At 64.1% G+C, this 23,980-nt stretch carries 25 protein-coding genes; 9 read left to right on the forward strand and 16 right to left on the reverse strand.

From position 1 onward, the window contains the following. Positions 1-32: 32 nt before the first annotated feature. A complete protein-coding gene (locus GC1_RS11505) occupies positions 33-374 on the reverse strand; it encodes a hypothetical protein (protein ID WP_019297095.1) in 342 nt (113 codons plus the stop codon). Positions 375-531: 157 nt separating this feature from the next. Between GC1_RS11505 and GC1_RS11510 the strand changes: the two genes are divergently transcribed. Continuing rightward, on the forward strand, positions 532-822 hold the full coding sequence (locus GC1_RS11510) for a hypothetical protein (RefSeq protein ID WP_019297094.1): 291 nt from the start codon (positions 532-534) through the stop codon (positions 820-822). Between the two features lie 2 nt (positions 823-824). Here GC1_RS11510 and GC1_RS11515 read toward each other — a convergent pair whose 3' ends face one another. After that, positions 825-1,397, reverse strand: a complete 573-nt coding sequence (locus GC1_RS11515; RefSeq protein ID WP_193386814.1) for a TlpA family protein disulfide reductase — start codon at positions 1,395-1,397, stop codon at positions 825-827. Between the two features lie 22 nt (positions 1,398-1,419). Between GC1_RS11515 and argH the strand changes: the two genes are divergently transcribed. From argH to GC1_RS11535, 5 genes are all read left to right on the forward strand, one after another. Next, positions 1,420-2,814, forward strand: coding sequence for an argininosuccinate lyase (gene argH / locus GC1_RS11520; RefSeq protein WP_019297092.1), 1,395 nt, complete (start codon positions 1,420-1,422; stop codon positions 2,812-2,814). 35 nt (positions 2,815-2,849) lie between these two features. Continuing rightward, entirely contained in the window at positions 2,850-3,026 is a 177-nt protein-coding gene (locus tag GC1_RS22705) for a hypothetical protein (RefSeq protein WP_019297091.1), read from the forward strand. Between the two features lie 92 nt (positions 3,027-3,118). Beyond that, positions 3,119-3,271 (forward strand): hypothetical protein, encoded by a 153-nt coding sequence (locus GC1_RS22710; protein WP_193386815.1) that lies wholly within the window; start codon positions 3,119-3,121, stop codon positions 3,269-3,271. Positions 3,272-3,837: 566 nt separating this feature from the next. After that, positions 3,838-5,103, forward strand: a complete 1,266-nt coding sequence (gene lysA, locus GC1_RS11530; RefSeq protein ID WP_019297089.1) for a diaminopimelate decarboxylase — start codon at positions 3,838-3,840, stop codon at positions 5,101-5,103. Positions 5,104-5,151: 48 nt separating this feature from the next. Then, positions 5,152-7,776 carry a TIGR02302 family protein gene (locus tag GC1_RS11535; protein ID WP_019297088.1) on the forward strand — a complete coding sequence of 875 codons (2,625 nt, stop codon included), beginning with the start codon at positions 5,152-5,154 and terminating at the stop codon, positions 7,774-7,776. A gap of 63 nt (positions 7,777-7,839) precedes the next feature. Here the strand turns inward: GC1_RS11535 and GC1_RS11540 are convergent, their stop codons facing one another. After that, positions 7,840-8,853: a zinc-ribbon domain-containing protein gene (locus tag GC1_RS11540; protein WP_019297087.1), complete on the reverse strand. Its 1,014-nt coding sequence runs from the start codon at positions 8,851-8,853 to the stop codon at positions 7,840-7,842. A 203-nt stretch (positions 8,854-9,056) separates the two neighbouring features. Here GC1_RS11540 and GC1_RS11545 point away from each other — a divergent pair, with 203 nt between their 5' ends. From GC1_RS11545 to GC1_RS11555, 3 genes are read left to right on the forward strand one after another with little or no spacing between them, the layout of a single operon-like run. Beyond that, a complete protein-coding gene (locus tag GC1_RS11545) occupies positions 9,057-9,734 on the forward strand; it encodes a cell division ATP-binding protein FtsE (RefSeq protein ID WP_029204897.1) in 678 nt (225 codons plus the stop codon). Continuing rightward, on the forward strand, positions 9,731-10,630 hold the full coding sequence (locus GC1_RS11550) for a cell division protein FtsX (RefSeq protein ID WP_019297085.1): 900 nt from the start codon (positions 9,731-9,733) through the stop codon (positions 10,628-10,630). The genes GC1_RS11545 and GC1_RS11550 overlap by 4 nt, the downstream gene beginning before the upstream one ends. Continuing rightward, the gene (locus tag GC1_RS11555; protein ID WP_019297084.1) at positions 10,627-11,376 is read left to right on the forward strand and encodes a lysophospholipid acyltransferase family protein; all 750 of its coding nucleotides are present in this window, start codon (positions 10,627-10,629) and stop codon (positions 11,374-11,376) included. Before GC1_RS11550 ends, GC1_RS11555 begins: the two co-directional genes overlap by 4 nt. 184 nt (positions 11,377-11,560) lie before the next feature. Here the strand turns inward: GC1_RS11555 and GC1_RS11560 are convergent, their stop codons facing one another. The 13 genes from GC1_RS11560 to sucC form a co-directional block, all read right to left on the reverse strand. After that, on the reverse strand, positions 11,561-11,869 hold the full coding sequence (locus GC1_RS11560) for an EthD family reductase (RefSeq protein ID WP_019297083.1): 309 nt from the start codon (positions 11,867-11,869) through the stop codon (positions 11,561-11,563). A gap of 82 nt (positions 11,870-11,951) precedes the next feature. Next, positions 11,952-12,476, reverse strand: a complete 525-nt coding sequence (locus GC1_RS11565; RefSeq protein ID WP_029204896.1) for a hypothetical protein — start codon at positions 12,474-12,476, stop codon at positions 11,952-11,954. A 49-nt stretch (positions 12,477-12,525) separates the two neighbouring features. Beyond that, positions 12,526-13,917, reverse strand: a complete 1,392-nt coding sequence (gene lpdA / locus GC1_RS11570) for a dihydrolipoyl dehydrogenase (RefSeq protein ID WP_019297080.1) — start codon at positions 13,915-13,917, stop codon at positions 12,526-12,528. Positions 13,918-13,987: 70 nt separating this feature from the next. Then, entirely contained in the window at positions 13,988-14,257 is a 270-nt protein-coding gene (locus GC1_RS11575) for a hypothetical protein (protein WP_019297079.1), read from the reverse strand. 165 nt (positions 14,258-14,422) lie between these two features. Next, positions 14,423-14,815: an MAPEG family protein gene (locus GC1_RS11580; protein WP_019297078.1), complete on the reverse strand. Its 393-nt coding sequence runs from the start codon at positions 14,813-14,815 to the stop codon at positions 14,423-14,425. Continuing rightward, positions 14,812-15,342, reverse strand: coding sequence for a hypothetical protein (locus tag GC1_RS11585; RefSeq protein ID WP_019297077.1), 531 nt, complete (start codon positions 15,340-15,342; stop codon positions 14,812-14,814). The genes GC1_RS11580 and GC1_RS11585 overlap by 4 nt, the downstream gene beginning before the upstream one ends. 80 nt (positions 15,343-15,422) lie before the next feature. Further along, complete coding sequence (gene odhB, locus GC1_RS11590; protein ID WP_019297076.1) at positions 15,423-16,937, reverse strand: 2-oxoglutarate dehydrogenase complex dihydrolipoyllysine-residue succinyltransferase; 1,515 nt, start codon at positions 16,935-16,937, stop codon at positions 15,423-15,425. A 12-nt stretch (positions 16,938-16,949) separates the two neighbouring features. After that, a complete protein-coding gene (locus tag GC1_RS11595; RefSeq protein ID WP_019297075.1) occupies positions 16,950-19,901 on the reverse strand; it encodes a 2-oxoglutarate dehydrogenase E1 component in 2,952 nt (983 codons plus the stop codon). A 42-nt stretch (positions 19,902-19,943) separates the two neighbouring features. Then, complete coding sequence (locus GC1_RS11600; RefSeq protein ID WP_019297074.1) at positions 19,944-20,219, reverse strand: hypothetical protein; 276 nt, start codon at positions 20,217-20,219, stop codon at positions 19,944-19,946. Then, entirely contained in the window at positions 20,216-20,644 is a 429-nt protein-coding gene (locus GC1_RS21945) for a DUF805 domain-containing protein (RefSeq protein WP_019297073.1), read from the reverse strand. The genes GC1_RS11600 and GC1_RS21945 overlap by 4 nt, the downstream gene beginning before the upstream one ends. Positions 20,645-20,646: 2 nt before the next feature. After that, positions 20,647-21,531, reverse strand: coding sequence for a succinate--CoA ligase subunit alpha (gene sucD, locus GC1_RS11610; protein ID WP_019297072.1), 885 nt, complete (start codon positions 21,529-21,531; stop codon positions 20,647-20,649). 18 nt (positions 21,532-21,549) lie between these two features. Further along, a complete protein-coding gene (locus tag GC1_RS11615; RefSeq protein ID WP_019297071.1) occupies positions 21,550-22,389 on the reverse strand; it encodes a glycosyltransferase family 25 protein in 840 nt (279 codons plus the stop codon). A 57-nt stretch (positions 22,390-22,446) separates the two neighbouring features. After that, positions 22,447-23,640: an ADP-forming succinate--CoA ligase subunit beta gene (sucC, locus tag GC1_RS11620; protein ID WP_019297070.1), complete on the reverse strand. Its 1,194-nt coding sequence runs from the start codon at positions 23,638-23,640 to the stop codon at positions 22,447-22,449. Positions 23,641-23,980 lie beyond the last annotated feature (340 nt).

The following is a 23,980-nucleotide window of genomic DNA, read 5'->3' on the forward strand; positions in this document are numbered from 1 at the left end:
GGCAGGGCAGGCTGGCCTTGGCAAGCCGGGGTCTACATCGCGGCAGCCGCGCGCTGCGCCTTTGGCAGCACCTGCATCTGCACCACCCGCTCGACAAAGGGCACCAGCCCTTCGGGGCCGGAGGCCCGGTCTTTCAGATGGATGCAGACATCCGGCCGCAGTGCCGCGATGATGCCGATCAGGTCGCCGCGGATCTGATCATCCAGGCCTGCGCCCATGATCACGCATTCGATGCGCGGCTCGGTCTCCAGCTGGCGCACCACCTCGGGCTGATCATGCGCGCCCAGCCAGTGGATCGGCAGATGGTCCAGCTCCTCAGCCACATTGCCGATCACATGCGGCAGCTTTCCGATCAGTAACACAACAGGTTTCATTTCACTCTCCACCCTATGCCAGGGCGTCTTTTGGGGACGTCCCTCGGTTTACAAGTAGTGCGAAAGTCGCGGGGATCACGCGGGGCTGTCCGGCCCCGGTGTCTCATGCTATCTGCCGGTCATGGTCAGAGTTCTTTTTGTATGCGGCAAGGCGCGGATGCGCAGTCCGACTGCAGCGGATATAGCCGCTTCCTGGGCGGGTGTAGAAGCCGATTTTGCCGGATTGAGCCGGGATGCGGACGAGCGGATTTCCGTTGAACACATTGCGTGGGCGGATGTGATTGCTGTGATGGAAAAACGCCAGAAAAGCAAACTATCCAGCCAGTTCGGCAATCTTTTGGCCCAAAAGAAAGTTGTGGTTCTGAGCGTGCCGGACAAGTTCAGCTACATGGAACCCGCGCTGGTGGAGGTGCTGGAGCCGAAACTGAGGCACCTCCTGAAACTCTGAGGTTAGCTTCCCTCAGCCTCGCCAATCATCGCTGCAATGATTTCCTTGGCGCTCTCGGAGTTCCACTCGGCATCGCCCAAGAGCCGCGCCACTTCCTTGCCGTCGCGGTCCAGCAGCACCGTGATCGGCAGGCCGATCACCGCCATCTCCCGCGCCAGCGCCTGTTTCGGGTCCTGATGGCGGGGCAGGTTGCCAATACCGTTTTCATCAAAGAACTTCTGGATGCCTGCCGGCGAGTTGCGCCCGGTTGCGATGGTCAGCACCTCGAAATCCTCCCCCCCGAACTCCTCCTGCAGCTCCGCCAGCTGCGGCATCTCCTTGCGGCAGGGGGCGCACCAGGTGGCCCAGAAGTTCAGCAGGACAATCTTGCCCTGGTAATCCCCCAGGGATGCGGTGCCGGCGCCGTCGGCCAGATCAAAGGCGGCGGCAGACACATCGCGCGGCTCGGCGTGCACGACCAGCTTTTTCATCGAGCCGTCGCGCAAGCCTTCCAGCTGCGCGGGGTCCGCCGCAAAGGCGGCATTTGCACCCAAGGTCAGGGCCATATAAAGGGAAAGCTGACGAAACAGACGCATATTATCTCCGGGGTTCCACACCATGACAGATCAATCCTCGAACCAGATGTGGGGCGGCCGCTTTGCCGCTGGCCCGGACGCGATCATGGAGGCAATCAACGCCTCGATCGGGTTCGACAAGCGGATGGCGGCGCAGGACATTGCCGGCTCCAGGGCCCATGCGGCGATGCTCGCCGCCACAGGCGTCATTACGGATAATGATGCCGAGGCCATTCGGGAAGGGCTGCTCACCGTTTTGTCAGAGATTGAGGGTGGAACCTTCCAGTTTTCCACCGCACTGGAAGACATCCACATGAACGTGGAGGCCCGCCTGAAAGAGATCATCGGTGAGCCCGCAGGCCGTCTGCACACGGGCCGGAGCCGCAATGACCAGGTGGCAACCGATTTCAAACTCTGGGTGCGCGACCAGCTGGATGCGGCGGAATCGGGTCTGTTGGCGCTGATCCGCGCGCTTCTGTCGCAGGCTGAGGCGGGCGCTGATTGGGTGATGCCGGGCTTTACCCACCTGCAGACCGCGCAGCCGGTGACCTGGGGCCACCACATGATGGCCTATGTCGAGATGTTCGGCCGCGATCTCAGCCGCGTGCGCGACGCCCGCGCGCGGATGAACGAATCGCCCTTGGGCGCGGCGGCACTGGCCGGCACCTCCTTCCCGATCGACCGGGAGATGACGGCATCGGCGCTGGGCTTTGACCGCCCGGCAGCCAACTCGCTGGATGCGGTCAGCGACCGTGACTTCGCGCTGGAGTTCCTCAGCACCGCGTCGATCAGCGCCGTGCATCTTTCCCGCTTTGCCGAGGAGCTGGTGATCTGGTCCTCCGCCCAGTTCCGTTTTGTCACCCTGTCGGATCGCTTCTCCACCGGCTCGTCGATCATGCCGCAGAAGAAGAACCCGGACGCGGCTGAGCTGATCCGCGCCAAGGTGGGCCGGATCTATGGCGCCAATACAGCGCTGATGATGGTGATGAAGGGGCTGCCGCTGGCCTATTCCAAGGACATGCAGGAAGACAAGGAACAGGTCTTTGACGCTGCTGACAACTGGATGCTGGCGCTGGCGGCGATGGAAGGCATGGTCAAGGACATGACCGGCAACCGCGAGTCGCTGGCGGCTGCTGCGGGCTCCGGCTTCTCCACCGCCACCGACCTGGCCGACTGGCTGGTGCGGGTGCTGAAGGTGCCGTTCCGCGATGCCCACCACGTCACCGGCACGCTTGTGGCGATGGCCGAACAACGCGGCTGCGACCTGCCGGATCTCAGCCTCGCGGATATGCAGGGCGTTCACGAAGGCATCACCGATGACATCTTTTCTGTGCTTGGCGTCGAAAACTCGGTAAACTCGCGCATGTCTTACGGCGGCACCGCGCCCGCCCAGGTGCGCGCGCAGGTGGCCCGCTGGAAAGAGGTGCTGGCAGGCTGAGCCCGCAAGGGCTGGCCGCGGCAAGGAGGCAGACAATGCGCAACATGATCTTTGCTTTGCTTGGGCTGGCCGTGCTGGCGGCCTGCGGGGTGGACGGCGAACCGGTGCAGCCGACCTTGAACGCCGGTGTCGGCGTTGGCAGCGGCGGTGTCCATGTCGGCGGCGCTTTGGGCCTGCACAAGGGGCCGGTCAGCGTCTTTCTGGGTTTCTAGCAGGGCTGCGCCCTTGATGCGGCGCTGCTGAACAACCATCTCGGAAACGCCCCGCCGTAATGCCGGGGCGGTTTTCATTTGAGGAATTTGCGATGAAAGCAGCTCTCGTTGTTCTCGCGGTCCTGGGCCTGGCCGCCTGCGACACCGGCGCCCCGGCGTCCAGCCCGCCGCAAAAGCAAGAACCAGCGGCAACCGGTGTGAAAGTCTCCGGGTATGGCCGGGTTGGGGTGTCCACCAGCTTCTAGCACACACGGGCAATACCCGGTCCGGGTTCCTGTCCCGTCCGGTTGATGCCTGCTGCTGTGTGTTCCGTATCTGATATGCTGATCTTCAGCAGTTAAGGTTGGCGGCGCCGCCAAGGGGCGGAGGCGGGACGGGAGGGTTGCTCCCGCACGCGAAACGTCGTCTGTGCGTGCCCCTGCCAAAGGGCCCTGTTCCAAAGTGCCGGGGGTGTCAGGCCCGGCGGTGACCGCGATCAATTGGAACTATGCCGCACGCCGCTTAAGATCCCGTGAGACCAGCGTACGCAGGGTGCGCAACACCCTGGGCATTGCGTTTGCTGCCGCTGTTTCGCTGTGAGTATTTAGGGAAAGATGAAGGCGCAGGCCCGGTGTTTTCATCTTTCCCGAAATTCTCAAACTCCGCCGCCCGGAACGAAACGCCGGCGGGGCATGGCGCGGCGCACGGCCCAACGGATGCGGGCGCATCATTGATGCGTCTGCGGCGGGCGGGAGTGCCGCTTTGTGTCCTCCAGGGCGGGCGGGGCGGAATCATTTGATCCATCTGCCCCTTTTGCCCTAAACGCGGGGGCATGGACCATTTTCTCTACCGCGACGGCGCGCTTTACGCCGAAGACGTTCCCATCGCCGAGATCGCCGCGGCGGTGGGCACCCCGTTCTATGTCTACTCCACCGCCACCCTGTTGCGCCATTTCCGCTTGTTCGACGAGGCGCTGGAGGGCACCGACCACCTGGTCTGCTTTGCGATGAAAGCCGCCTCCAACCAGGCGATCCTCAAGACGCTGGCACAGGCCGGTGCCGGCATGGACGTGGTCAGCCAGGGCGAATACCTGCGGGCCAAGGCGGCGGGCGTGCCGGGCGACAGGATCGTGTTTTCCGGCGTCGGCAAGACGGCAGAGGAAATCCGCGTGGCTTTGACCGGCGGTATCCGCCAGTTCAACGTGGAATCCGAGCCGGAGATGGAAGTGATCAGCGCCGTGGCTGAGGAATTGGGCGCCAAAGCCCCCATCACCATCCGGGTTAATCCGGATGTGGATGCCAAGACCCACGCCAAGATCGCCACCGGAAAATCCGAGAACAAGTTCGGCATACCGATTGCCCGCGCCCGCGAGGTTTACGCCCGCGCCGCCGCGCTGCCGGGGCTGGAGGTGGTGGGGATCGACGTCCACATTGGCTCGCAGCTCACGGATCTGGAGCCGTTCCGGCTGGCCTATCAGAAGGTGGCGGAGCTGACCGAAGCCCTGCGCGCCGACGGCCACGATATCCGCCGCCTGGACCTGGGCGGCGGCCTCGGCATCCCGTATGAGCGCTCCAACTCGGCACCGCCCCTGCCGGTGGAATACGGCCAGATGGTCAAGGAGACGCTCGGCCACCTCGGCTGCGAGATCGAGATCGAGCCGGGCCGGCTGATTGCCGGCAATGCGGGCCAGCTGGTCAGCAAGGTGATCTATGTGAAGTCGGGCGAGGGGCGCGATTTCCTGATCCTGGATGCCGCGATGAACGACCTGATCCGTCCGGCGATGTATGAGGCGTATCACGACATCATCCCGGTCGAGGAAGCCGCAGCGGGCGTGGAAAGCCAGCCTTATGACATCGTCGGCCCGGTCTGCGAGACCGGCGATACCTTTGCCAAGCAGCGCGACCTGCCGCCGCTGGCTGCGGGCGATCTGGTCTCCTTCCGCAGTGCGGGCGCCTATGGCGCGGTGATGGCGAGTGAGTACAATTCCCGCCCGCTGATCCCCGAAGTGCTTGTGCACGGGGATCAATTCGCGGTTATTCGCCGCCGCCCGGACTATGAAGAGATGATAAACCGCGATACCATCCCGGAGTGGCTCTGAAGCGATCCGGGCGCGAACCGGCGCGGGCCACATGAGGATGAGGCCCGTATGCCCTTTGACCGCCAAAGAAACCGGCAGGCCGATCCGGCCCTGAAACCCCTGCGCTGGCCGCTGGCCTTGACGCGGGCCGGTTTCGTGGCAGAGCGTGCTTTGCGCAGTTTCTGGCCGCTGGCCTCATTGATGATGGCAGCGCTGGCGGCGCTGATGCTCGGGCTGCACCAGATGCTGCCGGAGCGGCTGGTCTGGACCGGTGCGATGGCGGTGCTGATCGCCGCCGCGGCGGCGCTGGGCTGGGGGCTCTGGCGCTTCCGCTGGCCCAGCAAGGCCGCGGCGCTGGCCCGTCTGGATCAGACCCTGCCGGGCCGCCCCGTCTCAGCCTTGCTGGATACCCAGGCGATTGGTGCAGACGACGCTGCCTCAGCCGCGCTATGGCAGGCGCACCAGCGCCGGATGGCCGCGGCGGCGGCAAGGGCCAAGGCGCCGGCACCCGATCTGAACATTGCCTCCTCCGACGCTTACGGCCTGCGCTATATGGCGGGGCTGATGCTGGCGGTGGCGGTTCTGTTCGGCTCGATCTGGCAGGTCGCCACGGTCAAGGACCTGGGCACAGGCGGCAGCGCGGCCCTGAATGGCCCGGCTTGGGAGGGCTGGGCAGAGCCGCCCGCCTATACCCGCCTGCCGGTGCTCTATCTGAATGACCAGGACGCAGGGGTGCTGAAGCTGCCTGAGGGCAGCCGCGTCACCCTGCGCTTTTATGGCGAACTGGGTGCGCTGGAACTGGCGGAGACTGTGTCCGGCCAGGGCGGCAGCGAAGCGGAACCGCCGCAGGCTGCGATGGAATTCGATGTCACCCGCAGCGGCAGCTTTGCCATCGAGGGCGATGGCGGGCGCAGCTGGCAGGTGGAGGTGATCCCCGACAACCCGCCCATGGTGGCGGTTGCAGGCGAGCCGGAACTGGAAAACGATGGCTACACCACCCTGGCTTTTGCAGCGCAGGATGACTACGGCGTGGCCGCCGGGCAGGTGCGCATCGCATTGGATCTGGCGGCGGTGGAACGTCAGCATGGGCTGGCGGCCGATCCCGATCCGCGTGAGGCGCTGGTGCTGGACCTGCCGCTGCCCCTCAGCGGGTCGCGCCAGGAATTCACCGAGAAGCTGATCGAGGACTTTGCCCAGCACCCCTGGGCCAACCTGCCGGTGGTCTTTACCTTCTCTGCCACCGACGAGGCCGGGCAGTCTTCGGCCGCTGCGGGTTACGGCGCCGAACTGCTGACCCGCCGCTTCTTCGATCCGCTGGCAGCGGCTGTGATCGAACAGCGCCGCGACCTGCTGTGGGCGCGCGCCAATGCGGTGCGGGTGGCGCAGGTGATCCGCACCCTGACGCACCGGCCAGAGGGTCTGTTCCGCGACTATGGCGATTACCTGCGGCTGCGCACCATCCTTCGGCGGCTGGAAAGCTATACCGTTGCCGGCACGATCCCCGAGCCGCGGCAGGAGGAGATTGCCGCCGCGCTGTGGGATCTGGCGATCCAGCTGGAAGAGGGCGACGTGGGCGACGCGCTGGAGCGGATGCAGCGGGCGCAGGAGCGGCTGAGCCAGGCGATGCGCGACGGCGCCAGCGAGCAGGAGATTGCCCGGCTGATGCAGGAGCTGCGCGAGGCGACCCAGGACTATCTGCGCCAGCTGAGCCGGATGGCTGAAAACAATGGCGAGATGATGGACCCGGGCGATATGCCCGAAGACATGATGACGCTCAGCCAGGATGACTTGCAGGCAATGATGGACCGCATCCAGGAACTGATGGAGCAGGGCCGCATGGCCGAGGCCGAGCAGGCGCTGCGCGAGTTCCAGGAGATGATGGAAAACATGCGGATGACCCGTTCGCAGCAGGGGCAAGGCCAGGGCAATGAGGGCCGCGAGGCGATGGAAGGTCTGGCAGAGACCCTGCGCGAGCAGCAGGGCCTGTCGGATCAGGCCTTCCGCGACCTGCAGGAGCAGTTCAACCCCGGCGCCCGCAGCGGCGAGAGCCAGGGCAACGAGGGCCGTGACGGCGGGCTGGGCCGCGGCCAGAGCCACCAGGGCGGGCAGGGCGGCGACCAAGGCGACGGTCAGGGCGGCGAGGGCGCAGAGAGCCGCAACCCGGATGGCCAGGGTGGCCAGGGCGGCAGCAACCGCGAACAGCCGGGGCAGGGCGGCTCGCTGGCCGACCGCCAGCAGGCGCTGCGACAGCAGCTGCAGCAGCAGCGCGAAGGATTGCCCTATCTGGGCGGTGAGGCCGGTGAGGCCGCACGCGAAGCGCTGGACCGCGCGGGCCGTGCCATGGAAGGCGCCGAGGACGCGCTGCGCGGCGGCGACAACGCCGAAGCGATCGACCGCCAGTCCGACGCCATGGAGGCGCTGCGTGAAGGCATGCGCAGCCTGGGCGAGGCGCTGGCGCAGCAGCAGCAGCCGGGGCAGCAGAACGGGCAGCAGCCCTCAGCCAATGCGCAAGGAGAGCGGCTGGACCCGCTGGGCCGCAACAACGGCAGCATCAATGACGGCGGCAAGGTGGGCGAGGGCACGGCCTACCGCCGCGCCTGGGACCTGCTGGAGGACATCCGCCGCCGGGCCGGCGAGCGGGAGCGGGACGAGCGGGAGCGCGGCTACCTGCAACGGCTGCTGGACCGGTTCTGACCCCGGCAGCACAGGGTGCTGCAGGCATACCTGCGGCGCAAATACCTCAGAAATGACCCCGGGTTACTGGGTGGCGGTGACGGACTTCACCTGGTTGTCCAGCCACAGCCGCGCCTGATCGACCCAATCCACATAGCTGCTGAGAACCGGATCTGCCTGCGGCAGCTTCTCGGCAATCAGCGGTGCCTTGTCATAGATCATCAGCAGGATCAGCGCTGCAATCACCGACAGCGCAAAGCCGCGGGCAAAGCTGCTCTTGCGCGGTACCGGCAGCGCCTCCGGGTCCGCCTGCGGCGCAGGGGCCGCGCTGCCGGCAGAGCGCAGGGTGGAGTTGATTTCCTCGATGTCCGGCAGCAGTTCCTTGCGCGAGCCGCTTTCGGCAGCGGCGATCTGGCGCGGGTCCTCGCCGCGCATGCGGGCCATCCGGTCGCGGGCCTGGCGGCTGCGGCGGGCGGCTTCGTCCTCGGCGGGCGCTGCTTCCTCCAGCCCCAGATCGGGCTGGGTTTCCAGGCTCTGGCTTTCCGCGGCGCGCAGTTCCGCTTCCCGCGCGGCTTCCTCGCGCAGGATATCGGACATTTCCGGATCCAGCGAACGCCCCCGCTGCGGCGGCTGCAGTGCCTGTTCGGCCTCAGGTTCAGGCGCCTCGTCCGAAATGTCTTCATCCGCGCCGGGCTGCCCGGCCGCGTCGTCTTCGGTGCTGTCCTGGGGCGGCTCTGCGGCGGTTTCCGCCTCTTCCGGGTCCGCTTCCTGTGCAGGTCTCTCCGATGTGCCGGTCTCCGGCTCAGGCTCAGGCTCAGGTTCAGGCTGCGGCTCAGGTTCCGGTTCGGCGTCCTGTTCCGCCTTTGCTGCCAGCTCCCGTTCGGACTTTTCCTTTGCCTCGGCTTCGGCTGCCCGGGCAAAGGCTTCCTCGATGCCGATATTTTCAAGTGCGGCATCTTCCGCCGCATCCGCGCCCGCTGCCGCCTGGAACCAGGTCTGGCCGCAGTTGGAGCACTGCACATCCCGGCCCTCAGGCGGGATCACATCTTCAGGCACTTCGTACTGGGCTGCGCAATTCGGGCAGGTCAGGCGCATCATGCTCTCCTCGGCACCTTCCCGCCGCCCTGACTGGCGGCAGGTTGTTTTTTAAGGGATTATAGGCATCCGCCGCATCCAGCGAAAGCAGCAATTGCCGCAACCTGCCGGCCCCGGGTTTCCCGGCAACAGAGCCCCCATTGAAACTGCCGGCCCCTTGGGGCAAAACAGCCGGGCGCCAAAACGCGCGCGTTCAGGGGGCAGCAGTGATCGAGCTGGAAAATGTGGGCTACAACTATGGCGGCGGCGAGCTGCTGAACGCGGTGTCGGTGCAGCTGGCGCCGGGCTCGTTCCATTTCCTGACCGGCCCGTCCGGTGCGGGCAAGACCACGCTGCTGAAGCTCTGCTACGGTGCCTTGAACCCGACCGCGGGCCGGGTGCGCGCCTTCAACATGGATGTGCACGGGCTGGACCGCGACCAGATGGCCTATCTGCGCCGCCGCGTGGGTGTTGTGCATCAGGACTGCCGGTTCCTGGACCACCTGCCGGTGATCGAGAATATCGCGCTGCCGCTGCTGGTCTCCGGGCGTGAGCTGAGCCACGAGGAAGCCAACCTGCAGGAACTGCTGAATTGGGTGGGCCTCAGCGAGCGCGCCCATGCGCTGCCGCCGGAGCTGTCGGGCGGCGAGCGCCAGCGGGCGGCGCTGGCCCGTTCCGTGATCCTGTCGCCGGATGTGATCATCGCAGATGAGCCGACCGGCAACGTCGACTGGGAAATGTCGCAGCGGCTGCTGCAGCTGCTGGTGGAGCTGAACCGGATGGGCAAGACCATCCTGGTCGCCACCCATGACCTGTCGCTGATCCGCGCTGCCAAGAACCAGGTGCAGGCGCGGGTGCTGCGGATTTCCAACCGGCAATTGCAGCTGGCGGGGGCGGACCTATGAGCGAGGGCAGGCTGCGCAAGCTGATCCTGGGCGATGCCCAGGCCGACCGGGTGGTGCCGCCAAGCGGCTTCACCGCCCAGCTGACATTGTTTGTCTCCGGCGCCATGGCGTTTCTGGCGGTCTTTGCACTGGCACTGTCGATGGCCTCTGGCCGCCTGGCGGACCAATGGGCCGAGGAACTGGCCCGCGCCGCCACCCTGCGCATCAATGCCCCGGCAGAGCAGCGCACGGCTCAGACCGAGGCGGCGCTGGAGATCCTGCGCCAGACCCCCGGTGTGGCCACCGCGCGGGCGCTGACGGGCGAGGAGCAGGCGGCGCTGCTGGCGCCCTGGTTCGGCGCCAGTGTGCCGGTGGGCGACCTGCCGCTGCCGCAGCTGATCGAGGTGACCGGCGACGATGCGGGCTATGATGCGCAGGGTCTGCGGCTGCGGCTGCAGGCAGAGGTGCCGGGCGCGGTGCTGGATGACCACACCCGCTGGCGGGCGCCTCTGGTGGATGCGGCGCACGCGCTGCGCCGCCTTGCCTGGGTGTCGATCCTGTTGATCGGCGGCGCCACCGCGGCGATGATCACCCTGGCTGCCAATGCGGCGCTGGCGGCAAACGCCCAGGTGATCGAAGTGCTGCGGCTGGTCGGCGCGCTTGACAGCTATATCGCCCAGGCCTTTATCCGCCGCTTCACCCTTCGGGCACTGACCGGCGCAGCGGCGGGCGTGGTGCTGGGCATGATCGGTGTCTGGCTGATGCCCGAAGCCTCTGATGAGGGCGGTTTCCTGACCGGGCTCGGCTTTCAGGGCTGGGGCTGGCTGGTGCCCTTGCTGATTCCGCCGCTGGGCGCGCTGGTGGCCTTTGCCGCCACCACCCGGGCGGCCACCAAACGACTGGGGGAACTGTCGTGAAAAACCCGATCCAATGGCTGCGCTCGCTGCTGTTCATCACGCAGATGTATCTGGCGATGCTGGTGCTGGGCATCGTGTTCGCGCCCTGGGCGCTGGTGTCCCCCAAGGGTGCGCGCACCGCCTGCAAGGCCTATGCCCGCTGGGTGATCTGGACTGCGCGCTGGATGGTCGGCATCCGCACCGAAGTGCGCGGGCAGGTGCCTGATGGCGAGGTGATCGTCGCCGCCAAGCACCAGAGCTTCCTCGATATCATCATCATCTTCAACGCGGTGCCCTCGGCCCGGTTCATCATGAAGCGGGAGCTGATGTGGACGCCGGTGATCGGTGTCTATGCCAAGCGGCTGGGCTGCGTGCCGGTGAACCGCGGCAAGCGCGGCGCGGCGATTGCCAAGATGGTCAAGGACGTCGCCAAGGAGACCAAGGAGCCAGGCCAGCTGATCATCTACTCGCAGGGCACCCGCGTGGCACCGGGGGCCAAGAAACCCTACAAGATCGGCACTGTGGTTTTGTATGAAGGGCTGAAGCAGCCCTGCGTGCCTGCGGCCACCAATGCCGGCGTGTTCTGGCCCCGCACAGGCATCTACCGCAAGCCCGGCCTGGCGGTGGTGGAGTTCCTGGAAGTGATGCAGCCCGGGATCACCCGCGAGGATTTCATGACGCAGCTGGAGGAGCGGGTCGAGGCACGCTCCGATGCGCTGATGCGCGACGCCGGTTTCGACCCGGAACAGGCGCCGGCTCAGGCCTGATCCGGCGGGCGCAGCCCGGACGCCTTCAAAAATTTTCTGCAGATCAGCGACGGAAGTTCTTTCCGCGGGCGTTTATGCCGTCAGCAAGCGCACTCGTCCTGCGCTTGTTACACCACTCACAGGTGGCCGGCCGGTTTGGCCGGACCGGGCTGGCGGCGCATTACGCTGTCAGCCCGGAACCCTGTCAGCCGATCACATCGCCAACCAGTATCTGCGGCTGCACATCGGTGAAATTCGGAATGTCCTCCAGCGCCGGGCCTGCCGCCTTCATCGCCGCGTCCATCGCCGCCTGATCGGCAAAGACGAGGGTGGCGATGGCAAAGAACGGCGGCGCGATGTCCGGCCCGCCTGCCAGCCCCTTGGTCACCACAGCCGATTGGATGTGCGGCCCCATGTGCTGGTCCACGATCTGCATGTGGGTGTCGGCGTAGTAAGCGTAGTCGAAGGTTTTGCCTTCGCCAGCCGGGTAAATGACTTGCAATGAAACGGGCATGGGAATGTCTCCTGCTGGGGAAATCTTGGGAGCAGTAGAACGGGAATGAGGAGCAATGCCAACCTGAATTCAGCGTATAGCCTTAGCTTGAGCGCGGGCCCATCAGACTGACCGAGCTGCCTGCACTCTCACCGAAGTCCGGATGCACATAGACGGATACTCCCCAACGCTGGGGGGAGGCAACTTTTCCATGCATCCAAGCCCGAAACAGAACGTTGTCTCCCAGAGTTGCCTTGGGATCAAAGGCCAGCTCCGGAAAAATGGCTGCGACGATTTCTTCGATTTTGGCCGCCAGCACCTCTCCTTCGGCTTTGGTAAGAGAATACGGTGCATTTGTGGAAATGGTGCAGGAGTGTTCTTGCAAGTGGAGGAAGCTTGCAGAAACAGGATCCACCCAGCGCTGTTCATGCAGAATCAAATCCTTCCTGATCAGGCCGAACGTTTCAGGAGATTCATCCAGTGTACCCAAGTGGAATGGAACGCAGATTTCTGTGAACAGCTGAGCGGTGCGGTCTGCGCGGCTAGGCTCGCTGTGCAGTTCCCGGCCAAGCAGCAGGCCTGCTGCGAGACCAGCAGCGCAGACCGTCAGTAGAATCTTAGGGTTCAATTATTGGCCTCGAAATAGGCCCGGCCCGCTTAGGGCCGGGCTCTTGCAATCAGCTATGGATCGGCCCGTCGCCGCAGGCCAGCGCCGCTTCGCGCACGGCTTCGGAATAGGTCGGGTGGGCGTGGCAGGTGAGCGCCACATCCTCGGCCGAGGCGCCGAATTCCATTGCCACGCACAGCTCGTGGATCATGTCGCCCGCTGCCGGGCCGATGATCGCGGCGCCCAGGATGCGGTCGGTTTCCGCATCGGTGATGATCTTGACAAAACCGCCCTCGGCCTGGCCGACGGCCTTGGCGCGGGCGTTGCCCATGAACATGAACTTGCCGGTCTTGACCTTCTTGCCTTCGGCCTTCAGCGCGTCCTCGGTCGCACCAACGGTGGCCACCTCGGGCGTGGTGTAGACGACGCCCGGAATGACGCCGTAGTTCACATGGCCATGCTTGCCGGCGATCACTTCGGCCACCGCCATGCCTTCATCCTCGGCTTTGTGAGCCAGCATGGGGCCTTCGATCACATCGCCGATGGCATAGATGCCGGGCAGGTTGGTGCGCCAGTGGTTGTCGGTGGCGATCTGGCCGCGCTCGGTCATCTTGATGCCGAGGCTGTCCAGCCCCAGGCCTTCGCTGTAGGGTTTGCGGCCGGTTGCCACCAGCACCACATCGGCGTCCAGCACCACCTCGTCACCGCCCTTCTTGGGCTGGTACTTGACCTTGGCCTTGGTCTTGGAGGTTTCCACCCCCTGTACCGCGGCGCCCAGAATGATGTTGAGGCCCTGTTTCTCCAGGATCCGCTTGAAGGAGCGCTGCACGTCCTTGTCCATGCCGGGGCAGACCGCGTCCATGTATTCGACCACGGTCACTTCCGACCCGAGGCGGGCATAGACCGAGCCCAGTTCCAGACCGATCACGCCGGCACCAATGACGGCCAGTTTCTTCGGGATCTTCGGCAGTTCCAGCGCACCGGTGGAGGAGACCACGATCTTCTCGTCGATCTCCACACCCGGAATGGAGGCAGGCACCGAGCCGGAGGCGATCACGATGTTCTTGGCCTCGTGCACCTCGTCGCCGACCTGCACCTTGCCGGCCGCCGGGATGGAAGCCCAGCCCTTGATCCAGTCGATCTTGTTCTTCTTGAACAGGAACTCGATGCCGCCGGTGTTCTGGCCGATCACCTCGTCCTTGTAGGCCTTCATCTGATCCCAGTCGACCGAGGGGCTTTTGCCCTTGAGGCCCATATGGGCAAAGTTGTGCTCTGCCTCATGCAGCAGGTGGGTCGAATGCAGCAGCGCCTTGGACGGGATGCAGCCCACGTTCAGGCAGGTGCCGCCGAGGGTTTCGCGGCCCTCGACAACAGCTGTTTTCAGTCCCAGCTGGGCGCAGCGGATGGCGCAGACATAGCCGCCGGGGCCGGCGCCGATTACGATGACGTCATATTGGGACATGGGTCGGTTTTCCTCGTTTCTCCCCGGTTCCGTTTCTCGGAACACGCGTTAGGGGATTGTGGTGTTATGATCAGACCGGGGTCAACATCTTGATCGAGATATTGGTGACCCCGTCGCGTTCAAGGTGCATGGCGAGTTCTTCGGAGCCGAAGAAAGCGCGGGCCTTCTCCAGATCGGTGATCGCGAACAGCGCCACGGCGTGGTTCTTGCGGTCCGGATCGCTCCAGACGTTCAGATCGGTGATGCCAGCGGCCTGCCGGTTGCGCTTGTCCTGCCGGAACACGGTGAGCCAGGCGTTGAAATCGGCCACATCGGCCTGCCAGAGAACATGGGTTGCCATCGGGGTTACTCCTTTATCCGTATTGAGGGCAGGATGCCCCGGTAAGGGTAAGGAGCGCTTTGATTCCACTCAAGAAAGGCGTGTGCCGCAGAAGTTTCCGCAGAATAGCGGCGCTGCCCCCGGCTTGGGCGGAGCCAATTTGAGTATTTTCGGAAAGGTGAAAGCTCATGCGAGGAGCACCCCCGCAAGCATCGCGGCAAGGCCACTGGTGGCAATCAGCCAGATGGCGGTGCGCAGGTAAGGCACGCCGCTGAGGTAGGCAGGCAGGTAGAGGGCGCGGCCCCCGAGATAAGTGTAAATCCCGGTGGTGATCAGCGCGCTGTGCAGGCTCGCCAGTTCCGCGACCAGCGCCAGGCTGATGAAGACCGGGGCGGTTTCCAGAAAGTTGGTAAAGGCCCGCCGCGCCCGGCCCGCCAATGCGCCGCGGCTGACAGATGTGTCGCGCGGGCCTGCGGTCCAGGCGTTGCCGACCGAGAGCTTCAACAGGAAGCTGTCGCAGCTCACGTGGATCAGGGCGAGGATCGAGAGGCAGACAAGGCCCCAGAGCGGGAGGGTCATGCCTCGTTCTTTTCCGAAAAACTCTCATTCAGGAGAATGTCCAGCTCCTTTAGAGTGTCGGATGAGACCTTCTTTAGCCATCTCGAAAAACAAAAACTAATGGGTCCCGCTACCCAAGCTGAGCTCTGGCTCAATGGGGATTGTTTAAGTGCATCAAAGAAAGAAACGCCATTCTCGGATAGATCCCAAAAAGCTAAGAAGATGCTCACGGCAACACAAAAAATAACTATCCCAATTGCTCCCATGGCAAGTTCCGCCTTTGACTGAGCATCACGGTAAAGTGCAATAAGTAGTGGGTTTTCAGTAGCGCCAACTCTAGCGGCTAGCATCACCTTGCTGCGCTCGCTAAACAGCCCCTTGTCAAAAGTTGGCCTGCCTAGGGGTATGATAAGCATACCTAACAGAAGGCAAGCAAAGAGAAGGCCGATCATTAAGAAAACAAGCTCGAGATTTAATGGAATGCCTTTGTCATTGAGCGGTTCCTTTGGAAATGCATTTACCACTCCAACCACGTTAAGGAAAAGCAATGCCAGCCCTCCAATCGCCAGGCGATTGAAGGTGCTAGTCCAATTCCGAGTGATGTCAGAAAGCTGTAGCAAACTGAGCCTTACAAATCCATCAGCAAACGCCGCGGATCCTCCAGCGCTTCCTTGACGCGGACCAGGAAGGTCACGGCGCCTTTGCCGTCGACGATGCGGTGGTCGTAGGACAGCGCCAGATACATCATCGGGCGGATCTCCACCTTGCCGTTGATCGCCATCGGGCGGTCCTGGATCTTGTGCATGCCTAAGATTCCGGACTGCGGCGGGTTCAGGATCGGCGAGGACATCAGCGAGCCGTAGACGCCGCCGTTGGAGATGGTGAAGGTGCCGCCCTGCATTTCCGCCATCGACAGCTTGCCGTCGCGGGCGCGGGCGCCTTTTTCGGCAATCGCTTTCTCGATGGAGGCAAAGGACATCGCGTCGGCGTCGCGGATCACCGGCACCACCAGGCCCGTGGGCGTGCCTGCGGCGATTCCCATGTGGACGTAGTTCTTGTAGACGATGTCGGTGCCGTCGATCTCGGCGTTGACTTCCGGCACTTCTTTCAGCGCGTGGCAGCAGGCCTTGGTGAAGAAGGACATGAAGCCCAGTTTCACGCCGTGCTTCTTCAGGAACAGATCCTTGTACTCGTTGCGCAGCGCCATCACCTCGGTCATGTCGACCTCGTTGTAGGTGGTCAGCATGGCAGCGGTGTTCTGGCTGTCCTTCAGGCGCTTGGCGATGGTCTGGCGCAGGCGGGTCATCTTCACCCGCTCCTCGCGCGCGGCGTCATCGGCGGTGACGGGGCCACGGACCTGGGCCGGTGCCTGCGCAGGCGCGGCGGCAGGGGCTGCCTTGGCGGCGGCCACGGCGGCGGCGACGTCTTCCTTCATGATGCGGCCGTCGCGGCCAGAGCCGGTGACCTGATCGGCGCTGATGCCGGCCTCGGCCATGGCTTTCTCCGCAGAGGGCGCGTTGGCGACGTCCTTGGAGCCGCCGGCAGCGGCAGCAGGGGCAGGGGCTGCGGCAGGTGCGGCGGCGGCCCCGGCGGCACCGGAGGCAATCACGCCCAGCTGCGAGGAGGCCTGTACGGTGGCGCCTTCTGCTGCCATGATCTCCGTCAGCACGCCGGCGGCGGGCGCGGGCACCTCGACGGAGACCTTGTCGGTTTCCAGCTCGCACAGCATTTCATCCTGCGCGACGGTGTCGCCCACCTTCTTGAACCAAGAGGAAACGGTCGCTTCGGAGACCGACTCGCCAAGTGCGGGAACCATGACCGGCACCGGGGCGCTGTCTTCGCCGGAGGGCGCAGCAGCCGGAGCCGGTGCTGCCGCTTTGGCGGCAGGGGCCGCGGCAGCACCGTTGGCCTCGGTCAGGGTGGCCAGCAGTGCGTCGACGCCGACGGTGTCGCCTTCAGCGGCGACGATCTCGCCCAATGTGCCGGCGGCGGGCGAGGGTACCTCGACCGTCACCTTGTCGGTTTCCAGCTCGCAGAGCATTTCATCGGCATTGACGCTGTCGCCGGGCTTCTTGAACCAGGTGGCCACGGTGGCCTCGGTCACGGATTCGCCCAGGGTGGGTACGCGGACTTCGGTTGTCATGTCTCTTTATCCTCAGATGCTCAGCGCTTCGTTCACGAGGGCTGCTTGTTGGGCTTTGTGTTCGCTGGCCAGGCCGGTTGCGGGCGAGGCCGAAGTGGCGCGGCCTGTATAGACGGGCCGGGTGTGCTTGGCGCCGATGCGGGTCAGCACCCATTCGATGTTGGGCTCGATGAAGGTCCAGGCGCCCTGGTTCTTGGGCTCTTCCTGGCACCAGACCATTTCCGCCTGCTTGAAGCGTTCCAGCTCCTTCACCATCGAGATGGCGGGGAACGGGTAGAACTGCTCGATCCGCATCAGGTAGACGTCATTGATGCCGCGGGCGTCGCGTTCTTCCAAAAGGTCGTAGTAGACCTTGCCCGAGCACATCACCACGCGCTTGATCTTGTCGTCCGCCACCAGCTGGGTGTCGGAGTTACCGTGCTGCGCGTCGTCCCACAGCACCCGGTGGAAGCTGGAGCCGGTAGTGAATTCCTCTGCCTTGCTGACTGCCAGCTTGTGGCGCAGCAGCGACTTGGGCGTGACCAGGATCAGCGGCTTGCGGAAGGTGCGGTGCAGCTGGCGGCGCAGGATGTGGAAGTAGTTTGCCGGCGTGGTGCAGTTGGCAACGATCCAGTTGTCCTGGCCGCACATCTGCAGGAAGCGCTCCAGCCGGGCGGAGGAGTGCTCCGGCCCCTGGCCCTCGAACCCGTGCGGCAGCAGGCAGACGAGGCCAGACATCCGCAGCCACTTCGATTCACCTGAGGAGATGAACTGGTCGAACATGATCTGGGCGCCGTTGGCGAAATCGCCAAACTGGGCTTCCCACAGGGTCAGCGCGTTCGGTTCGGCCAGCGAGTAGCCGTATTCAAAACCCAGTACCGCGTATTCTGACAGGGCCGAGTCGATCACCTCGTACTGGGCCTGGCCTGCGCGGATGTTGTTGAGCGGGTAGTAGCGCTCCTCGGTCTCCTGGTTGACGATGCCGGAATGGCGCTGCGAGAAGGTGCCGCGGGTGGCGTCCTGGCCCGCGAGGCGTACCGGGTAGCCTTCCAGCATCAGCGAGCCAAAGGCCATCGCCTCGCCGGTGGCCCAGTCAAAGCCCTCGCCGGTTTCGAACATCTTGCCGCGGGCGTCCAGAACCCGGCCGACGGTGCGGTGCAGCGGGAAGCCCTCGGGCACCTGGCTCAGCGCGCGGCCGATGTCGGCCAGGGTGTCCGGCTCGATCGCGGTGCGGCCGCGCTGGTAGTCGGCGTCCTTCTTGTCCAGATGCGACCAGCGCCCGTCCAGCCAGTCGGCCTTGTTGGGCTTGTAGTTCTTGCCGGTCTCGAACTCCTCGTTCAGATGCGCCTGGAAGGCGGCCTTCATGTCCTCGATCTCTCCCTCGGGGATGAGGCCATCCTTGACCAGCCGGTCGGTGTAGAGGGTGAGGGTGGTCTTGTGGCCCTTGATCTTCTTGTACATCAAGGGGTTGGTGAACATCGGCTCATCGCCTTCGTTGTGACCGAAGCGGCGGTAGCAGAAGATGTCCAGCACCACGTCCTTGTGGAACTTCTGGCGGAACTCGGTGGCGACCTTGGCGGCGTGCACCACCGCCTCCGGGTCGTCGCCGTTCACGTGGAAAATCGGCGCCTCAACCACCAGCGCGTTGTCGGTGGGATAGGGGGAGGAACGCGAGAAATGCGGTGCGGTGGTGAAACCGATCTGGTTGTTCACCACGATATGCATGGTGCCGCCGGCCTTGTGGCCGCGCAGGCCCGACAGCGCAAAGCATTCCGCCACCACGCCCTGGCCGGCAAAGGCCGCATCCCCGTGCAGCAGGATCGGCAGCACCTGGCTGCGCTCGGTGTCGCCCAGCTGGTCCTGCTTGGCGCGGACCTTGCCCAGAACCACCGGGTTCACCGCCTCCAGGTGCGAGGGGTTGGCGGTCAGGCTGAGGTGCACGTTGTTGCCGTCAAACTCCCGGTCGGAGGAGGCGCCGAGGTGGTATTTCACGTCGCCGGAGCCGTCCACATCCTCGGGCTTGAAGCTGCCGCCCTGGAATTCGTTGAAGATCGCCCGGTAGGGCTTCTGCATCACGTTGGCGAGGATGTTGAGGCGGCCGCGGTGCGGCATGCCGATCACGATGTCGCGCACACCCAGGGCGCCGCCGCGCTTGATGATCTGCTCCATCGCCGGGATGAGGCTCTCGCCGCCGTCCAGGCCGAACCGCTTGGTACCGGTGTATTTGACGTGCAGGAACTTCTCAAAGCCCTCGGCCTCGACCATCTTGTTGAGGATCGCCTTGCGGCCCTCGCGGGTGAAGGTGATTTCCTTGTCGTAACCCTCGATCCGTTCTTTCAGCCAGCTGGCCTCTTCGGGATTGGAGATGTGCATGTACTGCAGCGCGAAGGTGCCGCAATAGGTGCGTTTCACGATCTCCACGATCTGGCGCATGGTCGCGACCTGCAGGCCCAGAACGTTGTCGATGAAGATCGGCCGGTCCATGTCGGCATCGGTGAAGCCGTAGGATTTCGGGTCCAGTTCCGGGTGCGGGGTGGCGGCACGCATGCCCAGCGGGTCGAGATCCGCCGCCAGATGGCCGCGGATCCGGTAGGCGCGGATCAGCATCAGGGCGCGGATCGAGTCCAGCACCGCGCGCTGCACCTGATCGTCGGTCAGCTCAACGCCTTTGGCGGCGGCCTTGTCCTTGATCTTCTTGCCCGCGCCTTTGGCCTCGGCGGGGGCCGGCCATTCGCCGGTCAGCGCGCCGGTCAGATCGTCATTGGGGGCCGGTGGCCAGTCGCCGCGCGCCCAGGAGGGGCCCTTGGCCTCTGCCTTCACGTCCAGTTCGGCATCGCCCATCTGGCGGAAGAACTCGGCCCAGGCGGCATCCACCGCGTTCGGGTCATTGGCGTAACGGGCATAAAGCTGCTCCAGATACTCCGCATTGTGCCCCTGCATGAAGGAGGAGGCGTGAAAGAGGTCGTTGGGCGATTGGTCGGTCATCTTAAGCTCCCGAAGAGTCGGTATGCGGTTTGTGGGGGCAGGTCAGGGTTCGCACTGGAACGTGACCTGTTCCTTGGTCGGGTCGAGCGATTGTTCCGGGCCGGACGTGATGGTCACGGAACTGGCGCCCTTGCAGATTTCGGTTTCAATACGGGCCTGGACGTCCTCGATGCTGGTGCCGGGCTCGAAGTTCAGCACGCCCTGCATCGGCGCGGTGATGGCCGCGGCGGAGGTGGCGGTGAGGAGGGCGAGGCATAGTGTGCTTGCACTTGCCGACGTTGGCCTGAGGACGCGGGAGGAGCGAATTCTCTTGGTCATTGGTGTGCCTCCTGCGGGTTGGGGCCGTATTTGTTGGAGCCAGGTTGGGAAGGAAGTGCAAAGGTAATCAGAAAAGCGAGAAATAAAACGCAGGTCACGATAAATGCGGTTTCTTCAGAAAAACTGAAGGCAGGTGCCACAAAAGCGGCCGACCAAATGAGTAATAGCCATCCGCTAAGACCGATGTCGTGGTAGCGTCTTACGGCGCAGCTGATTATGGGAAGCAGGGTCGCTAAAACAACTGCAAGGTAGAAAACAGAGAAACGAAGTCCTGCGGTCTCTGAAAGCCATTCATCTGCTGCTTTTGAGACCATTACCATGACAGTTACGAGCATATAGAATTGCCAAAACTCGCTTCTCTGGGCGCGACCTTTGAGGTCGCGCCACTTGGCATAACAAGCTTTGACTGCTTGCTCGGTCGTCATGCTTACTTGCCGATCGCTTTCAGAACCGCTTCGCCCAGGCCGGCCGGGCTTTCGGCGACCACGATGCCTGCGGATTTCATCGCTTCGATCTTGTCCTCGGCGCCGCCCTTGCCGCCGGCGACAATCGCGCCCGCGTGGCCCATGCGGCGGCCCGGAGGGGCGGTGCGGCCTGCAATGAAGCCTGCAACCGGCTTCTTGCGGCCTTTCTTGGCCTCATCGGCCAGGAACTGCGCGGCCTCTTCCTCGGCGGAGCCACCGATTTCGCCGATCATGATGATGCTTTCGGTCTCGTCGTCAGCCAGGAACCATTCCAGCACGTCGATATGCTCGGTGCCTTTGATCGGATCGCCGCCGATGCCGACGCAGGTCGACTGGCCCAGGCCCACATCAGTGGTCTGCTTCACCGCCTCATAGGTCAGGGTGCCGGAGCGGGACACCACGCCGACAGAACCGCGGCGGTGGATGTGGCCGGGCATGATGCCGATCTTGCAGGCATCCGGGGTGATCACGCCGGGGCAGTTCGGGCCGATCAGGATGGAGGAGGAATTCTCCAGCGCCCGCTTCACCTTCATCATATCGAGAACCGGGATGCCCTCGGTGATGGCGACGATCACTTCCATTTCGGCGTCGATGGCTTCGAGGATGGAATCCGCGGCAAACGGCGGCGGCACGTAGATCACCGAGGCATTGGCGCCGGTCACGTGCTTGGCTTCATGCACGGAGTTGAAGACCGGCAGCTCCAGATGGGTCTGGCCGCCTTTGCCCGGGGTCACGCCGCCGACCATCTTGGTGCCGTAGGCGATGGCCTGTTCGGAGTGGAATGTGCCTTGAGAGCCGGTGAAGCCCTGACAGATGACCTTGGTGTTTTCGTCGATGAGGACTGCCATGTTGTCCTTTCCTTTCGATTAAACGGCTTGTGTCTTTGCGGCACGCGCCGCGTTGTCGTCGGTAAGTGCCCGATCTGCATAGGTGACACGGGCAAGCCGTGCGCGGCCGGAGATCAGGCGGAAGAGAGACCGGGGCAAGGCACTGAGTTCAGCCATGCCCCGCAAACGTTTTTGGCGCCAGCGAACAGCAGAAGCAGGGCGGCGGGTGCCATGCCCCAGAAAAGTGCTTTCTTCGGGGGGCGTATTGCCCTGTTTCACCAGCGCTGGAGTGATCTGATAGGGGTTGAGGGAAACTGCCAGGCGGGAAACCAGCGGATTGAACAGCAACTGGTCGATCGAGAGGTCGAACGGGCGCGCCGCCAGAAGCTGTTCCGCAGCGGACCGTGTCACCAGATAGCCGGCTGAGCCTGGGTTGCGTGACAGCATCGGTGCCAGTCGGCGGCCATGACGCGCCGTGCCGCCAGTGCCCAGCATCACCCGCAGCGAGTCGCTGCGCCAGAATTCGATATTCACCAGCCCGCAACCGTCCGGCCACCAGCTCAGATCATCCAGCCACAGACGCAGCTCCGGCGAGATGAAGACGTCATCCTCAAACACAAGAGCGATATCCGCATCACTGTCCAGAAATGTTTCCCAGACACGGGCGTGGCTCAGCGTGCACGCCATGTTGCCCGCTGCAAAGGCCCCCCAGGGGCCAAAGCTGCGGCATTGCTTCAGCAGTTCGGATTCAGGTGTTGTCTGCAGGTCAACGGCAGGCACGAACTCGGCCTCGATGCGGGCGTCCGCCAGTGCTGCCCGCATTGCTGCGTGCCGCCCGGCCGCCCGTTCGAGCGAGATCATGTAGGCTGCGAGTTTCATGTGCTGGAACCTGTCCTTGATCCGGAAAGCTCCCGGGCTGAGCCCGGGAGAGCAGGATCAGCCCTTCACCGCCTTCACGATCTTTTCGGCGCCGTCCTTGAGGTTGTCGGCGGCGATCACGTCGAGGCCGGAGGTGTTGATGATCTCCTTGCCCTTCTCGACGTTGGTGCCCTCGAGGCGGACCACCAGCGGCACCTTGAGGCCGACTTCCTTGACCGCGGCAACCACGCCCTCGGCGATCACGTCGCACCGCATGATGCCGCCGAAGATGTTCACCAGGATGCCTTTGACGTTCGGGTCGGAAGTGATGATCTTGAAGGCCTCGGTCACCTTCTCCTTGGTGGCGCCGCCGCCCACGTCGAGGAAGTTGGCAGGCTCCGCGCCATACAGCTTGATGATGTCCATGGTGGCCATCGCCAGGCCCGCGCCGTTCACCATGCAGCCGATCTCACCGTCGAGCGCGATATAGTTCAGGTCGTATTTGGAGGCTTCCAGCTCTTTCGGGTCTTCCTCGGTGGTGTCGCGCAGCTCAGCCACGTCGGCGTGGCGGTAAACCGCGTTGCCGTCAAAGCCGACCTTGGCGTCCAGCACTTTCAGCGCGCCGTCGTCGCCGACGATCAGCGGGTTGATCTCCAGCATCTCCATGTCCTTCTCGACGAAGGCTTTGTAGAGCTGGCCCATCAGCTTGACGCACTGCTTGATCTGCGCGCCTTCAAGGCCAAGCGAAAACGCGATGCGGCGGCCGTGGTAGGGCTGGTAGCCGGTGGCCGGGTCGACAGAGAAGGACAGGATCTTTTCCGGGGTGGCGGCGGCCACTTCCTCGATGTCCATGCCGCCCTCGGTGGAGCAGACAAAGGAGATGCGGGAGGTCTGGCGGTCGACCAGCAGTGCCAGGTACAGCTCGGTCTGGATGCCGGAGCCCGCTTCGATGTAGATGCGGTTCACCTGCTTGCCGGCCGGGCCGGTCTGATGGGTCACAAGAGTGCGGCCCAGCATCTTCTTGGCTTCCTCGGCAGCTTCCTCCACCGATTTGGTCAGGCGCACGCCGCCTTTTTCGCCGGCATCGGCTTCCTTGAAGGAGCCCTTGCCGCGGCCGCCTGCGTGGATCTGTGCCTTTACGACCCAAAGCGGGCCGTCGAGTTCACCGGCGGCTGTCTTGGCTTCTTCGGCCCGCAGCACCACGCGTCCGTCGGACACCGGCGCACCGTAGCTGCGAAGAAGGGCTTTGGCCTGATATTCGTGGATGTTCATTTGAAACTGTCCCGTCTGGCTGCAATTGTCTGCTGATTTATAGGCCGTCATAATGCCAAGTGTTAAAGGCTTTTTTGACTGGCTGCGGGGAAATGCGGAAGATTTTCGACTTTTGTGATCACACTATTTGGCCGTGTGATCACATAGCGCCGCTGCCGTCTTGGGGCGCCGGCGCCGATTCCTTGGCTTGATCTGCCGTTTTCGTGCCGCGCGTGCTGGACGGCAGCAGTTTGCTGCTGTTGCCTCAGAACAGGCAGCTCCCGCAGGCCGCGGCAGGAAAGCGGGCTTGAGCACGTTGCCTGAAGGGGGCTTTTTTGGCATTAGGGCGCATGGACCGCAG

It is taken from the genome of Leisingera sp. ANG1 (genome assembly GCF_000203975.2).
GTDB lineage: Bacteria > Pseudomonadota > Alphaproteobacteria > Rhodobacterales > Rhodobacteraceae > Leisingera.

Excerpts from the sequence above, each read along its gene's own strand:
- GC1_RS11505 (WP_019297095.1), bottom strand. The coding sequence starts at position 374 with ATGAAACCTGTTGTGTTACTGATCGGAAAGCTGCCGCATGTGATCGGC.
- GC1_RS11510 (WP_019297094.1), top strand. The coding sequence starts at position 532 with ATGCGCAGTCCGACTGCAGCGGATATAGCCGCTTCCTGGGCGGGTGTA.
- GC1_RS11515 (WP_193386814.1), bottom strand. The coding sequence starts at position 1,397 with ATGCGTCTGTTTCGTCAGCTTTCCCTTTATATGGCCCTGACCTTGGGT.
- argH (WP_019297092.1), top strand. The coding sequence starts at position 1,420 with ATGACAGATCAATCCTCGAACCAGATGTGGGGCGGCCGCTTTGCCGCT.
- GC1_RS22705 (WP_019297091.1), top strand. The coding sequence starts at position 2,850 with ATGCGCAACATGATCTTTGCTTTGCTTGGGCTGGCCGTGCTGGCGGCC.
- GC1_RS22710 (WP_193386815.1), top strand. The coding sequence starts at position 3,119 with ATGAAAGCAGCTCTCGTTGTTCTCGCGGTCCTGGGCCTGGCCGCCTGC.
- lysA (WP_019297089.1), top strand. The coding sequence starts at position 3,838 with ATGGACCATTTTCTCTACCGCGACGGCGCGCTTTACGCCGAAGACGTT.
- GC1_RS11535 (WP_019297088.1), top strand. The coding sequence starts at position 5,152 with ATGCCCTTTGACCGCCAAAGAAACCGGCAGGCCGATCCGGCCCTGAAA.
- GC1_RS11540 (WP_019297087.1), bottom strand. The coding sequence starts at position 8,853 with ATGATGCGCCTGACCTGCCCGAATTGCGCAGCCCAGTACGAAGTGCCT.
- GC1_RS11550 (WP_019297085.1), top strand. The coding sequence starts at position 9,731 with ATGAGCGAGGGCAGGCTGCGCAAGCTGATCCTGGGCGATGCCCAGGCC.
- GC1_RS11560 (WP_019297083.1), bottom strand. The coding sequence starts at position 11,869 with ATGCCCGTTTCATTGCAAGTCATTTACCCGGCTGGCGAAGGCAAAACC.
- lpdA (WP_019297080.1), bottom strand. The coding sequence starts at position 13,917 with ATGTCCCAATATGACGTCATCGTAATCGGCGCCGGCCCCGGCGGCTAT.
- GC1_RS11575 (WP_019297079.1), bottom strand. The coding sequence starts at position 14,257 with ATGGCAACCCATGTTCTCTGGCAGGCCGATGTGGCCGATTTCAACGCC.
- GC1_RS11580 (WP_019297078.1), bottom strand. The coding sequence starts at position 14,815 with ATGACCCTCCCGCTCTGGGGCCTTGTCTGCCTCTCGATCCTCGCCCTG.
- odhB (WP_019297076.1), bottom strand. The coding sequence starts at position 16,937 with ATGACAACCGAAGTCCGCGTACCCACCCTGGGCGAATCCGTGACCGAG.
- GC1_RS11595 (WP_019297075.1), bottom strand. The coding sequence starts at position 19,901 with ATGACCGACCAATCGCCCAACGACCTCTTTCACGCCTCCTCCTTCATG.
- GC1_RS11600 (WP_019297074.1), bottom strand. The coding sequence starts at position 20,219 with ATGACCAAGAGAATTCGCTCCTCCCGCGTCCTCAGGCCAACGTCGGCA.
- GC1_RS21945 (WP_019297073.1), bottom strand. The coding sequence starts at position 20,644 with ATGACGACCGAGCAAGCAGTCAAAGCTTGTTATGCCAAGTGGCGCGAC.
- sucD (WP_019297072.1), bottom strand. The coding sequence starts at position 21,531 with ATGGCAGTCCTCATCGACGAAAACACCAAGGTCATCTGTCAGGGCTTC.
- GC1_RS11615 (WP_019297071.1), bottom strand. The coding sequence starts at position 22,389 with ATGAAACTCGCAGCCTACATGATCTCGCTCGAACGGGCGGCCGGGCGG.
- sucC (WP_019297070.1), bottom strand. The coding sequence starts at position 23,640 with ATGAACATCCACGAATATCAGGCCAAAGCCCTTCTTCGCAGCTACGGT.